The 14,646-nt window shown below is 40.5% G+C and carries 10 protein-coding genes; 8 read left to right on the top strand and 2 right to left on the bottom strand.

Annotated elements, in window-relative coordinates; translation table 11 throughout:
• The first annotated feature begins 733 nt into the window (after window positions 1-733).
• The 5 genes from H1A14_RS02870 (at window position 734) to H1A14_RS02850 (ending at window position 8,315) form a co-directional block, all read left to right on the top strand.
• Window positions 734-1,501, top strand: a complete 768-nt coding sequence (locus tag H1A14_RS02870; RefSeq protein WP_194774679.1) for a WecB/TagA/CpsF family glycosyltransferase — start codon at window positions 734-736, stop codon at window positions 1,499-1,501.
• Window positions 1,502-1,853: 352 nt separating this feature from the next.
• Entirely contained in the window at window positions 1,854-6,248 is a 4,395-nt protein-coding gene (locus H1A14_RS02865) for a T9SS type B sorting domain-containing protein (protein ID WP_194774678.1), read from the top strand.
• A 12-nt stretch (window positions 6,249-6,260) separates the two neighbouring features.
• Window positions 6,261-7,235, top strand: a complete 975-nt coding sequence (locus H1A14_RS02860) for a PorP/SprF family type IX secretion system membrane protein (RefSeq protein WP_194774677.1) — start codon at window positions 6,261-6,263, stop codon at window positions 7,233-7,235.
• A 51-nt stretch (window positions 7,236-7,286) separates the two neighbouring features.
• A complete protein-coding gene (locus H1A14_RS02855) occupies window positions 7,287-8,066 on the top strand; it encodes a 3-keto-disaccharide hydrolase (protein WP_194774676.1) in 780 nt (259 codons plus the stop codon).
• Between the two features lie 36 nt (window positions 8,067-8,102).
• A complete protein-coding gene (locus H1A14_RS02850; RefSeq protein WP_194774675.1) occupies window positions 8,103-8,315 on the top strand; it encodes a hypothetical protein in 213 nt (70 codons plus the stop codon).
• Here the strand turns inward: H1A14_RS02850 and H1A14_RS02845 are convergent.
• Together H1A14_RS02845 and H1A14_RS02840 are read right to left on the bottom strand one after the other, a co-directional pair.
• Entirely contained in the window at window positions 8,308-9,372 is a 1,065-nt protein-coding gene (locus H1A14_RS02845) for an agmatinase family protein (protein ID WP_194774674.1), read from the bottom strand. The two genes, H1A14_RS02850 and H1A14_RS02845, sit on opposite strands and share 8 nt — an antisense overlap.
• A gap of 171 nt (window positions 9,373-9,543) precedes the next feature.
• On the bottom strand, window positions 9,544-10,017 hold the full coding sequence (locus H1A14_RS02840; protein WP_194774673.1) for a SixA phosphatase family protein: 474 nt from the start codon (window positions 10,015-10,017) through the stop codon (window positions 9,544-9,546).
• Window positions 10,018-10,179: 162 nt separating this feature from the next.
• On the opposite strand from H1A14_RS02840, the gene topA reads away from it, so the two are divergent.
• The 3 genes from topA (at window position 10,180) to H1A14_RS02825 (ending at window position 14,645) form a co-directional block, all read left to right on the top strand.
• On the top strand, window positions 10,180-12,501 hold the full coding sequence (gene topA / locus H1A14_RS02835; RefSeq protein ID WP_194774672.1) for a type I DNA topoisomerase: 2,322 nt from the start codon (window positions 10,180-10,182) through the stop codon (window positions 12,499-12,501).
• Between the two features lie 135 nt (window positions 12,502-12,636).
• Window positions 12,637-13,326 (top strand): SIR2 family NAD-dependent protein deacylase, encoded by a 690-nt coding sequence (locus H1A14_RS02830; protein WP_194774671.1) that lies wholly within the window; start codon window positions 12,637-12,639, stop codon window positions 13,324-13,326.
• A gap of 149 nt (window positions 13,327-13,475) precedes the next feature.
• Entirely contained in the window at window positions 13,476-14,645 is a 1,170-nt protein-coding gene (locus H1A14_RS02825) for a hypothetical protein (RefSeq protein ID WP_194774670.1), read from the top strand.
• The last annotated feature ends 1 nt before the right edge of the window (window position 14,646 follow it).

Genomic DNA, 14,646 nt, shown 5'->3' with positions numbered 1-14,646 from the left:
TATTCGAAAAAACAGTGTATCTAGGTGTAAGCATACAAAGTTCAAAATTCGACTCATCTGAAATCTGGTATTAAGGGGTGATCAAAAAACCACTTTTCCAGTTGAATCAACATTTGGCCTAATAAATTTGCAGTACGAATAGCAAAAGTTGCAATGGGTGAATTAAAATATTATTAATTGCTTTTCGTATTCAGCAAAATGTTTAATCAATTTATCGTGCTAAACATTTTAATATTAGAATTAAATTTTAAAAAAACAACAATTTTAATTATTTCGATTTCAATCACTTTTGAAATAGGGACGGTGAAAAAATAAGTTGGTCTCCTGTATTAAGTGATAAACAGACTGGTAACCTAGCTGTAACATCTTCATAAAACCTTAGGATTGAAATAAGTGAAGAATTCTAAATTTAAAAAAAACTACATGGGATAAATAGTGATGGCTAACTCCCTGAGCTAAAAGGCTTAATTCAGAATCCTATATTATATTAGATGTCTAAATTCTTTGAATATAAATATTTTTTTTTGTTTTCATTATATTTTTCATTACCTTTAAACTTCACGAATTAAGTTAAGGTAGAGAAAAAAAAGATTTTTAAATACATATTCTTGTATTTTAAAATAATTTTTATGTAATTTACAATCTAATAAGCCTTTTAACTGGAAGTAAATATTTTATAAGCTTAGTTTAACGCCCCAAATAACTGTTTTGAAGTATTTTTATCGAACAATTTATGAGTAATTTACAAACACTATTTACACAATACAGAATCTTTACTGGAAATCTCAAGCAACTACCGAGAAAAGAAAAATTGGTCATCAATACGATTAATCAATATTCTCATTGTCTGGCTGAGGAAGATTCTGAGTTCAAAAAAGCATTACAAAAATCTGATGTGCTTTTACCGGATGGCGTAGGCATTGTTTTGTCTACCAAAATTCTCACCGGACAATCCATTCAGAAGGTAGCTGGTGCAGATTTACACGAGCACTTTCTAAAAAGTCTCAACGAAAGTGGAGGCAAATGTTTCTATCTCGGATCTTCGGAGCCCACACTGCAAAAAATCAAAGAGCGGTTGAACAAAGAATATCCAAATATTCAGATGGAATCTTATTCTCCACCATTCAAGGATAAATTTAACGATTTGGAAAATGCCATCATGATCAATAAGGTCAACCTGTACAGGCCTGATGTGTTGTTTGTAGGCATGACCGCTCCGAAACAGGAGAAATGGGTAGCCAACTTCAAAGAACACCTTGATGCAAAAGTAATCTGTTCCATCGGAGCTGTGTTTGATTTTTATGCTGGTACCATTCAGAGACCCCACCCAATCTGGGTCAATTTGGGACTTGAATGGTTTGTCAGGTTGGTCAAAGAACCCAAAAGACTTTGGAGAAGGTATTTGGTCTTTGGCCCTGTATTTATATCAAGGATTGCATCCGAAAAAATTAAGTCCAGTAACCCTGCCCAAGAACTCCAGAAAAAAGAGGTCTTTCAGTAAGCACAATATATTTCCGCGACAAGAGTTGCCTTTTTAAATTGGTAGAATTTCCATTTCAGGATTAGAATCTAATCTTGAAATGGAATTTTTGGTTTAAATCCGTTTGATTCGGAAAATAAACCAGTCCCTTTCAATAGATTTCGAGGCCCAAAAGATCCATTTTGGTAGTTTTTTGATACGGATTGATGCTAAGGCTTGTTCTTTTTCAAAGAAATTTCTAAAAATATGTAATGCAAAAAAATAAATACGAAAAACATTTTTTATATATCAAGAAACATTTTTATATTTGAATCGTATAAATGATACATGATTAATAAAACCCGGATTTAGCTGTTTAACTTTTTAAACCCAAATGAGAACTTTTAGCTTTATGTTCAATAATGATTCAAGAAAGGTTTGCCAATCCATACCCTACCAAATATTTTGTTTGGTTTTGTTTTTATTTGGATTGTCCATTTCTGCCTCCGCCCAAGACCTGAATGACTTTGATTTTACCGTTGAGGTCAATGATGAAACTTGTCCGAACGGAGGATCATTGAACTTTGGAGTAGCCAATACCCAAAATGGTGCCACCATCACCTACCATATTTTCAAAGCACCTGATTTCAATTCACCAATTTCAATTCAGGAAGCCCAGACCATCACTGGACTCTCTGCAGGAGACTATAAAGTCACAGCTGTCCAAACGCTAAACGGTGAAAGCGGTACCCAATCAAAGGAATTTGACATTGTAAAAAGCTATGAACCCATTACTTTTTCCGTGATAGGTGAAAACATCTGCTCCGGCAATGACGGCAAAATATCCATCAATTTGATCACTGGCAAAGCAGCCTCTTTCGAAATCAGGGGTCCGGCTAACATCGGGCCTCAACAAAATCCGATTTTTGACGGGTTACCGGAGGGCAACTATACTGTGCTGGTTACCCATGAATGTGGGGAAAGGGTAACACAGTCTTTTCAACTGCAAAGCCCAAACATCGAAATTGATGCCTCTGAAGTCAGTTTTTCTCCAGTTTTAGAAAGTTGTGATGAGGTCAAGGTGACCCATGTCCTGAATAGCAAAGGCAGTGCCATTCAATACCCAGTGGCTGTGATTTTCACAGTGGTTAATCCCAACGGGGATGAAATTGAATTTAACATGATTCTACCTGAGGGAAATGCCACAGAAGAGACATTTGAATCCAAAATACCATTTTTCAATGCGACTCCTTACAGTTATTCAATCAAAACCATCGATGCTTGCGGCAATGAAACCATAAGTCCGACTTTTCCGGTAGAAATGGGTTTGGAGATTTCAGATGATCTGTTTTACAGCGCAGGTTGCGGGGAAAGGTACCTTTCCATCAATCCAAAATTCTTCTCTCCTCCTTATACCATAAATTTTCAGAGCTACCCTGACGGATTTGACCCCATCGCTTTTAATCAAAATTATCCAGGTCCATTTGAGGAAGAATTTGTGTATTTCGGAGGTCAAGGCCAGCCTATTCCTGAAGGAGAATATGTGGTCGAGATTTCGGATCAATGTGGTCGAAAGGCTCAAATTACAGGGTTCAATGAAGTTCAAATCCTGCCTCCCGTACCCACAGTATTAAGGGGATGTGGAATTGAACATGCCTCGCTCAGGTTGGCCGCCACGGATTATGACATGTCCATGGTCCAAATCACAGAAGCCCCTTCAAATTATCCCTTCACTTTGCCCCATGATGTCTCGGAACACATTTTTATAGGAAATCCATCAGAATTCTATCTGGCTGATTTACCTGTTGGCGATTACAGTTTTTTTGTAAATGAGAGTTGTGGAACAAGTCATCAGGTTACAATTAACCTGCCCGCTCAATCCATACAAGAAAATCAAGTGATTATAGAAGAAAACTGTGGGTCATTCAACATTCAATTGCAACACCAAAGCAATTTAAATGCTAGTCAAAATGAAAAAATAGGCCTTCAACTTTGGGAAGAGGCCTCAGGAAATTGGGTGCACCCCGCAACTGCTACACCCTATCAAGAAGGTGAAGAATTGAGTGCAGCCAATGCCCACATGTTGAAAAATGGAAGCACGAATTATAACCTGACTTTTTCAGGAAAATTCAGGGTTGTCAAATCTTATACCAATTGGAAAAACGGTGCTGATCTGCAAAATGGTGATAAGCCCTTAGGTTATTGTCTGGATATCCTGGAAGAATTTGAATTTGAGAAAGAATTGAAATTTTTTGACATCAACAGCTTTTCCTGTCCTGATGGTTTGTTTGATGTGGCCATATCTGCAAATGGCTATTTTCCGCTTACGTACAGCATAGTGGCCAAAGACGGAAAACCATTTGCCCTCAACAATGGCAATGACCCCTACTTTTCACGATTGGAAAAAGGAAATTATACCTTTAGGCTAGAGGACCAATGCGGCAATATCATCAACCAAAATTACAGGGTAAGCGAAAACAATTTCCCTCAAATCATGCCTAACAATCTCTGTGAAGGTCAAAATGGAAGTCTAAGCCTTTCCAATCTGGATTTTTTGACCTTTGAATGGTGGAAGGCCTCTGAACCGGAAACCATACTAAGTACTTCCTCAAGACTGGATTTTGAAAATTTCCAGGCTGCACTGAACCATGGTTTGTACCAAGTGCGATTGACACATCCCAATCCACTATCTTGTTTGAATGTGGTATTGGATTTTGAAATCCCGGATACTGATACTGGTGCAATGGCTGGAAATGGTTTGACGGCCTCTGTTTGCCAAGGCGATGTGCTGAATTTATTTGATTTCTTAGAAGGAGAATTTGCCAATTATGGGAATTGGCAGGTAGTCAAAGGTGATGCGAATTTGATTGGTAATATATGGAATACCGAGGACCTAGCTGCAGGGCAATACGAATTTGAATACACAGTTTTTGGGATTTGCACAGGCGAGGACCAAACCATTGTTTCACTCAATCTTCAGAACAGTCCTCCAACGCCTGTAGGAGAAGAAATCCAATTTTTCTGTGCCAATGATAATCCTACACTGGCCAATATCACCATCGAAGGGGATCAAATCAGCTGGTATGATGCACCTGAAGGCGGTATTTCCGTGGATCCAGAAACATTACTGACGGATGGCATGGAATACTTTGCTGCCTCATTTTTAGATGGCTGCATTTCTCTGAACAGATTAAAAGTAACGACCGTGGTCACTGCTGCAATCCAAAATAATCAAATCACCGGTGATCAGGTCATTTTTAAAAACGATGCCCCTACCCTCTTTGAAGGGACTCAGCCAACTGGAGGTGACGGACACTTTGAATACCAATGGCAAAAATCCCTGAACGGCAATGATTGGGAGGATTTTGTCGGAGCAGAATTAAAAGATTTTCAATCGGGCATCATCAGAGAGGATACTTATTTCAGAAGAATGGTTTCAAGCGGTGGTTGTGCGATGGTCAGCAGCAATGTAATATTTGTGCAAGTCGAACTGGCAGAAATTGAAGCCAATGGTGATAGTTTTGGTCCCTTTAAAGGTTATGAGGACAATTTGCTGATTGGAATCTTAGACAATGATACCTACAAGGGCGCTGTCATATCAGAGGGCAGCGTCACACCCTCCATCATTTCTGTCAGAGACAGCAGAAATCAGCTGGTATCCCTTCCCATTGCTTTTGATGACCATGCTAACATTTTATTAGGGGCAGACACCAAACCAGATACCTACACCATAACCTATAGCATTTGTGAAAACAAGGTCCCAGACAACTGCGCAACAGCAGAAATAAAAGTGGTCATCTTGCCTGTTGAATTGGTGATCCAGAAAACATTACAAGAAAAAACAATTCTTGAAGGAGAAACAGTAACCTACCAGATTTCCATTAAAAACAACAGTCAGTTTGAATTGAAAGACCTGGTGGTGGAAGATCTGCTTCCGGAAGGATTGCTCATTACATCATCCTCAATGGACTTGGAGGAGGACAACAAATGGAAGATCATTACCATGAGACCTCTGGATGAAATCCGTTTTACCATTGATGTCATGGCCATGCATGAGGGTACGTTTATAAATCAAATCCAGGCTCAGATCGGAAGTTTTGAACAAAAATTTGATGGGGATTTGCTTACTGTCAACCCTAGGGCAGTAGATCTACAGATCTATAAAACCTCTTTCAATACCAAAATTCATGAAGGTGATGAATTTACCTATGAAATAACCTTGACCAACAATGGTTTTATCCCGGCAAAGCTAGCGGTGATCAAAGAATACCTGCCGGATAATGTAAGTCCCCTCAGATTTGAGGTGCACCGATTCGGGGAAGTGTATAAAGGAAACGTGATGCACCAAACCGTAAGGTATCTTGCTTGGTCCAATCAGGATTTGGAGGTTGGGGAAACCGTAAAAATCTTCCTCACCGTCATTGCCAGTAAAGAAGGTCCCATTATCAACAGAGTAGTAGCAGAATCAGAAGAAAGAGACCTTGATCCCTCCAACAATGAAGGTATTGATCGAAATCAGATTTTACCACTATTCATTCCCAATGTGTTTAAACCTGATAATGACGGCAAAAATGAAACCTTTAGAATAAGGGCCATCGATCAATTCCAGAAAATCAAACTGATAGTCTTGAACCGATGGGGAGATCAGGTGTATGAGTCCTTGGATTATAAGAATGATTGGGACGCTGATGGGCTGAATGGTGGGACTTACTATTACATCCTGGAAACCGAAAGCGAATCCGGAGAATCACAAACCCACAAAGGTTGGGTTCAAGTCATCAAAAATTAAATGACATCGATCATGAAACAAGTTTTTCGTCTATTTTTCATTGCATTGTTTTGGAATGCCATTGCAGCTTCAAATCTACATAGCCAGCAATTGCCCCAATTCAGTCAATATGTGTTCAATACGCTCCATATCAATCCTGGATATGCTGGATACAAAGGGGACCTTTTTGTACAATCCTCGTTCAGAAGCCAGTATGTGAATTTTCCGGGTGCTTCAAAAACCTTTACCGTCAGCGCCGACATGGCCGATCTGGATGAAAAAATGGGCTATGGCATTTCGATGATGTCAGACCAAATAGGTGCTACCAGGATCAATCAAGCCATGGCAAATTATGCCTATAAGGTGCGGGTGGGACAAGAAGCCTACCTGAGTTTAGGCGTCAGTGCTGGAGCAACAGAATACGTTTTGGACGGCACCATGCTCAGTCCCGATGACATCACGGATGAAACCATCCCGAATTTCAGGATGAACATGTTTACCCCCAACATGAATTTGGGATTATTCTTTCACACGGAAACTTTTTTTGCTGGGTTAAGCGCATTCAATGTCATTGGAAAGAAAAGTATGGAAAGAGAGGATATCGCTGTTGGAGTCCATGATATCCACTATTATTTCCAAGTCGGAGGTTTTTTCCCCATTGCTCCACAAGTAAGTTTCAAACCCTCCATATTGGTGAGAGAAGTGGCCAACAATCCTACCAATTATGACATCAATGGGATGTTTTTGTTCTTAAACCAATTTTGGCTGGGAGCGGCATATCGGTCAAGTATCAATAACTCAGGGGAATCAGGATGGAATCCATTAGGAGATAGAAATGCTTTGGCCATGATATTTGAAGTATTTGCCAATAATAACCTCAGATTGGGATATGCCTATGATTATAATCTCAACGCACTCAGCAACTACAGAAACAATTCTCATGAAATCTCGGTAGGAATCTACTTTGGTTCCAGAGATGAAAAACCCAAAGCTCTTCAATGTTTTTGAGGTGGATTAAAAAATTATTTTTATATTCATGACCCAATATTTAAACAAGTCATGAATAATTGCCTAATAGCCCTAGTAAGCGCTTTCACACTTACTTTTATTTGCTTCAATATCCATGACGTATCTGCCCAGACCGGAGTATCCACCCCCCCTCCAGATGGAGCCACTGTGTTGTTTGATGGCTCAGAAGTCATGTTGCATGAAAAGTGGACCTATTGGGAAGGTCCACGTCTCCAAGCGAGCTTGCCCATAAAGTGGGAAATCATACCTGATCCTGTAGATGAAGGCACAGTGGTGAGCAGCAATGATCCAGCCGCTGCTGGCGGATTGTATGGAGCAGCAGATATCATCACAAAAGAGAAATTCAATGATTTTCATCTTCACGTTGAATTCCTTGTAGGAGCGGAAGGGGGAAATTCAGGAGTCTACCTCCAAAATCGATATGAAATACAGATCTTGGATGGTGATGAGGGCATCCACGGCATGGCAGCCATCATCAATGAACACCTACCCCAATCGAATCCTTATCATGGAATCGGAAAATGGAATGCTTATGACATCCGGTTTAGAGCAGCGAGATTTAAAGATGGGGAATTAAACGAAAAAGCAAGAGTCACCATTTATTTCAACGGAGAGAAAATCCACCAGGATAAAGAAATCCAACAAGTATGGGGTGGTCCCAATTCAGGACTTGATGGAGGAAATGATGAAGGAAAAGGCATCACCAATCAACCGGGACCAATCAAGTTGCAGGCAGAAGGCCATGATGTATTCTTCCGAAACATATGGATCAAACCCATTCGGCTGACCAAAGCCCACACAGATTTTTGACCGTCAAATTACCAGAAAAATAACTTAAGTAAGCCCATGAGTATCATCAATTCAATTTTACCCTTCCTTTCTCTATCCCTGCTGTTGGCAGATTCCTCCGCCACCACAAGTGGTTATGAAATTGGTTACAAAATCGGCCATTTTATCGGAGCCAATCTACACCTCCTATTGATCATTGGCATCCTTTTGACCGGATTAACCATTTTTATGGTCTTCAAAAAAGACAGGGAAAAATCAAAGACTATTTGAGATCGAGCAATCCTTGGGAGGCCCCGAAAAGATTGGCCATTCTGTAGAGCACACGTGCCCCCACATTGGCATCCCAATCCCCTACTCCATCTGTGGCTACTTCCACGAGGTCAAAACCAATAATTTTTTTGCCTGACTTTACAATTTGCTTTATCAGGTACATGATCTGCTCGAGTTCAAACCCACCTGGAACCGGCGTGCCGGTATTGGGACATAGCTTGGGGTCAAATCCATCTATATCAATGGTGATGTAGAGATCCTGGGGCAATTGCATCACGATTTCATCACAGGTGATTTTCCATGCTTTACCTTCATACTGTTGCTCCTTGATATCTTTGTCATAAAAAGTTACTACCCTATTGTTATCTCTGGCGAGAAAAGCTTCTTTTTCCCCCAAATCTCTAATGCCTACCTGTACCAGTTTGTTGATTTGGGGAAACTTCAATGCATTGTAGGCAATGGAGGCATGGGAGTATTCAAAATCTTCATACGCAATCCTAAGGTCCGCATGGGCATCGATCTGAAGTATCCCAAAGCTGTCAAATTTTTCTGAAATGGCTTTTATCAACCCCAGAGGAGTGCTGTGGTCCCCGCCCAACAAGGCAACCAATTTGCCCTTTTCCAGTAAGGATTTGGTGGTGTCATAAACCCAATCATTCATCTCTTGGCAGGCCTTGTTGATGATGGTAGGTACAGCTGCAAAACGCTCGGATTCATCCACTGGCTTTCCAGCCTCCAACCAATTGATATAATTTTTGGCCATGATCCTGTAGCTATCACTTCTACGGTGAACATCTTCTGGAATGGGAAACAAATAAATCCCCATTTTCCAAGCATCTCTTATGTCCTCCTGAAAGAGATCCACTTGGGTAGAGGCATCCAAAATAGCCTGTGGTCCTTCAGCCGTCCCTGGAGAATAGGAAACCGTAACCTCCCAGGGTACGGGTACGATAACCAACTCAGCTGTTTCTTCATCGAATGGCAAACCAAAAAGGCTACCTGATTCGCCTAAACTATTGGGATCAAATTGATCCATCTGTTCGTGTTTTTTACTCATGGGAATTAATTCTTTTCAAAAATTAAAGGTGCTCAAAATTAATTGCCTTTGCGGCTATTTGGGGAATTTTTACTCAAAAATTATAAAAATATCCACAAATACTTCATTGATGAAATTAGGAAAAGCATCAAAACAATCTAAAAGTGACAACCCTAGAGACTAAAAATTACTTTACTGCAACACTTCTTTTAAGGTTCCAGAACTATTGGTAACCAATGACCAATAAGGGACAAAAATATCCATAACGACCATCATTCCTGGTGTCATGACCAAATGATAGTCGTTGGTAAGGTATCCTACCAAAGCACTGATTCCTGGGTTATGTCCCACCAGCAATACCTTTTCATATTCTTTGGGAATGGCATTGATGATCTCCAAAAGTGACTTAGTTGACCCTCCATAAATCTGCTCATGCTCAATTTCTTCCCGAACAGGCACTGTTTCCAAGATTATTTCGGCAGTCTGTAAGGTTCTGATGGCCGGACTTTTGATCAGCAGGTCAAACACCAAATTTCTCTCCTTTAAAACCTGGGCAAGTTTTTCCAAACTGAATTTACCCGAAGTGGTCAGTTGTCGGCCGAAGTCTCCCATTCCATCATCTTGGAATCCAGCCTCTCCATGTCTCAAAATCATCAGTTGTTTCATTCCTTTGTGCTTATAAAGTGTGATTGTGGGTGAGTTTAACAAGGAAATAACCATGCCAATTTCAATGAGATTTTGGCTTAAATTTGGAGGAGAAATATATCGCTTCTATTTTTAGGTTTTTATGGGAAGGACAATTTTGTTTTTCTAAAACTCATTTTAAATATGTCAAAGAATTTAGTCATTGTAGAATCACCGGCAAAAGCCAAAACAATAGAGGGATATCTGGGCAAGGATTTTAAGGTTGCGTCCAGTTACGGGCATGTGCGGGATTTGCCTAAAGGTGACAAAGCAATAGATATACAGAACCGATTCAAACCTACTTATGAGGTAACTGCTGATAAAAAAGAGGTGATCAAAAATCTCAAAAATCTGGTCAAGAATGCAGAGACCATTTATCTGGCCAGTGATGATGACCGTGAGGGAGAAGCCATTTCCTGGCACCTTAAGGAGGTATTGAAGCTTAAAGATGAAAATACCAAAAGGATTGTATTCAGGGAGATTACCAAAAACGCCATCAACAAGGCCATCGAAAACCCCAGAATGATTGACATTGACCTTGTCAATGCCCAACAAGCCAGGAGAATTTTGGACAGGTTGGTAGGATTTGAACTTTCACCGGTGCTATGGAAAAAAGTTAAGGCGGGATTGTCAGCAGGAAGAGTTCAATCTGTTGCAGTACGTTTCATTGTAGACCGGGAAAGAGAAATTGAGAAATTCAACACCAAATCAGCTTATAGGGTTACAGCGCTATTCGATGTCAAAGGTAAAACCTTACATGCTGAATTGCCTAAGAAGTTTGAAAAACAGGAAGATGCTGAAGCATTTTTGAAATCTTGTTTGGAAGCGGAATATGCCATCCAAAACCTGGAAAAAAAACCTACCAAAAAGACTCCAGCTGCCCCATTTACCACCTCCACCCTTCAGCAGGAGGCAAGTAGGAAATTGAGTTTTTCTGTGGCGCAGACCATGTCTGTGGCCCAAAAGCTTTATGAGGCAGGTAAGATCACCTATATGAGGACCGATAGCGTCAATCTTTCAGATGATGCCATGGCATCCGCAAAACAAGAAATATCCCATGCCTTTGGAAATGAATTTCATAAAGCCCGAAAGTTCACTACCAAATCTGAAGGTGCTCAAGAGGCCCACGAGGCCATTCGGCCTACAGATTTTTCTCAAGCAGAGGCAGGAACCGACCGAAACGAACAAAGGCTTTACGAACTCATTTGGAAAAGGGCCATTGCCTCCCAAATGGCAGATGCCGAGCTGGAAAAAACCAGTGTGACCATCAGCATATCCAATTCAAGTGAAACTTTGGCTGCGTCTGGTGAAGTGATCAAGTTTGAGGGATTTCTAAAGGTTTACTTGGAAAGTACCGATGAAGACGAGGAAGACGAGGAAAATGGCAACAAAGGGTTATTGCCCCCGCTGACCATTGGACAGGCATTGGTTCTGAATGAAATGAAGGCCAAAGAAACCTTTACAAGACCTCCAGCCCGGTATACAGAAGCCTCCCTAGTGAAGAAACTGGAAGAAATGGGCATTGGTCGCCCTTCCACCTATGCACCAACCATTTCCACCATTCAGAAAAGGAATTATGTCATCAAGGAATCCAGAGATGGCACCCCGAGAAAATATGTCGAGATGCGCATCAAAGACCAAAGTTTCGAAAAGACGGAAAAAACAGAAAATGCGGGATCAGACAAAAACAAGCTTTTTCCCACCAACATTGCCATGGTTGTCAATGACTTCCTTGTTGAGCATTTCCCAACTGTAATTGATTTTAAATTCACCGCCAAAGTCGAAAAGGAGTTTGATGAAATTGCCCATGGTTCTCAAAATTGGGAGGACATGATTGACAATTTCTATGGTAAATTTCACACCCGGGTGGAGGAAACGGCAAATGTGGCCAGGGCTGATGTCAATTCCCAACGAGAACTGGGCAATGATCCGGCTACAGGAAAGCCTGTAATTACCCGTTTGGGAAAGTTCGGACCATTGGTTCAGATTGGTGACCAGGAAGATGAAAACAAACAGTTCGCAAGCTTAAAAAAAGGACAGTTTATAGAAAGCATCACTTTGGAAGATGCCTTAGAGCTCTTTAAACTCCCAAGAGAAGTGGGCGCCTTTGAAGATAAAAAAATCACGGCTGCAATTGGGAGATTTGGTCCTTACATTCGGCATGATGGTAATTTTGTCTCCTTAGGTAAGGAACATGATCCTTTGAGTATTACAGAACAAGAGGCCATCAAGCTCATTGAAGACAAAAGGGAAGCTGATGCCAAAAAGCACATCAAGACGTTTGATGAAAACCCTGAAATTCAAATACTAAACGGAAGATGGGGGCCTTACATTAAGTTTGGTAAAAACAATTTCAAAATTCCCAAGACGAAGGTCGCTGAGGAATTGTCCTATTCCGAAACCATAGAGCTGATAGAAAATCAACCTGAAAAGAAAAAAGGAAGGTTTTCAAAAAAGAAAAGTTGATCAAACCAGGAACTGTGCCTGGTTTTTTTCTTTCCGCTACATTTTTTTGGTACCGTTCAGACAAGTATTTTTTATAAATACCCCAAATCCTTGCACTTGTTGAACATTTTTAAAATATTGAGGGAAAGATAACCCATGAAAAAGCTAGTTGTATTAACTGGGGCAGGAATATCCCAAGAAAGTGGCATCGCTACTTTTCGGGATAGCAATGGACTTTGGGAAGGCCATGATGTAATGGAAGTGGCCTCCCCTCAGGGCTGGAAAAAAAACAAAGAAGTGGTTTTGGAATTTTATAACCAAAGGCGTAAGCAAGCACTTGAAGCCAAACCCAATCAAGCCCATCTTTTACTTGCTGCATTGGAAAAAGAATATGATGTAACCATAGTTACCCAAAATGTAGATAACCTCCATGAAAAAGCAGGGTCATCCAAGGTCATTCACTTACATGGGGAACTATTCAAGTCCCAAAGTACCGTAGACCCCAGTTTGGTTTATGACATGGAAGGTTGGGAATTAAAGTTGGGTGATAAATGTGAAAGGGGTAGTCAGCTGAGACCCTACATTGTTTGGTTTGGGGAAATGGTGCCCATGATGGAGCCAGCCATTGAGTGGAGTAGTCAGGCAGATGTATTTGCCGTGGTAGGAACCTCCCTTTTGGTGTATCCGGCTGCAAGTTTGGTTCAATATGCGCGACCAGAAATCCCTAAATATATCATTGATGTGAAAATACCTGCCCTTTTGCCACTAAACAATCTGATTGCCATTGAAAAGAAAGCTTCCTTAGGTGTCATCGATATGGTGGCAGAATTGAACAAAACACCCTGAATCACATTCAATAAACAAGAAATATTTCGATATTTTGAACAATTCCGTATTTTTTTGGTATATTTAAATAGATATCGGCAGGATATTTTTATATCCCATTATCCTTTAAAAGAAAGTTAAAGTTTTACCTTCTCCTCTAATAATCAATCATGAAATACATCTACTCATTAATTGTTTCTTGTTTCATTTGGTGTGCAAATGTCGAAGCTCAAATACAAACCGTGACTTTTGATGTCGTTCAAAACACGATCAATGCCGGGGTACCTTTACCTTCAGAAGAGCCCTTTTACATTAGAGGTTTACTTCCTGAGGGAATTGCAATGGTCAAAGTAAAAGTATTGCGCCAAGGCAAAAGTCCCAATTCTGCTAATGAATACACTTGGAAAACACCGTTTAACTATGAGGTGAACAATTACGAACTTTTTATCTCTGACCCATTGAGAAGTGGAGACAACTATAGTCTTGAGTTTTCATTTTATCAACGTGCGGATGAAGACCAAGTGCAGGCATTAAAAGATGCCTTAAGACAAAATTTAAGAGGGTACGTAAGATCAAACCTAGGGGTCACCCGAAGAGGAATCACAGTCCTTAGTTCCGATAAGGAAATGATAGAAAATCTTAATTTGATTGTTCGGGAAGGCACTTCCTATTATTTGCATTTCATCAACAAAGAATGGCCTGGATTCAGCGATATTGTAGTACAAAAGCTGAAACAAAAAAATGATTTGAAAATGAAAAATGCCCGATTCAACATCCTCGGGAAAAACAAAGATAATGTAGACGATGACAGAGCGGTCTATGGCGACCAATACATCAACGAGCTCACCCAGCTTATTGAAGCTGAGGTCGATCAGTTCCTCAGTTTCGACATGCTTTCTCTGGTAGATGTAAGAGAGATGGAAAACTACCCCACAGAGAAAAAACAACTCACTCTTCCCCTAAATGTAGGGTATGGCGGTATTGCTTTCAATACAGATTTCAACAACCTTGATTCAGATACTGGACCTTATGTGGGTCTATCCCTTCCCTTAGGAAACAGGACTTTTAGACGGTTTTTAGGAAATGCCTCCATTTCTACAGGAATCTTTTTGATCAATATGGAAAACAGTGCAGGTGATACGGTGTCAGGTCCAGTGGTAGGTAGGCCAATTTATGCCGGATTGGGGTATACGATTTTCAGGATAATCCGATTTAATGCAGGTGCGGCGCTTACTTCCACTTCTGGTGTCAACAGCAACGCCGACATTGCGATTCATCCTTTTGTGGGTTTTAGTCTGGAATTCAATCTCTGGTTGGGTTTTAACAATAAGAACCGATGAA

Source organism: Pararhodonellum marinum (genome assembly GCF_015354735.1).
GTDB lineage: Bacteria > Bacteroidota > Bacteroidia > Cytophagales > Cyclobacteriaceae > Pararhodonellum > Pararhodonellum marinum.
The sequence above is the reverse complement of the archived record's forward strand: the minus strand, read 5'-3'. Positions and strand labels throughout refer to the sequence as shown.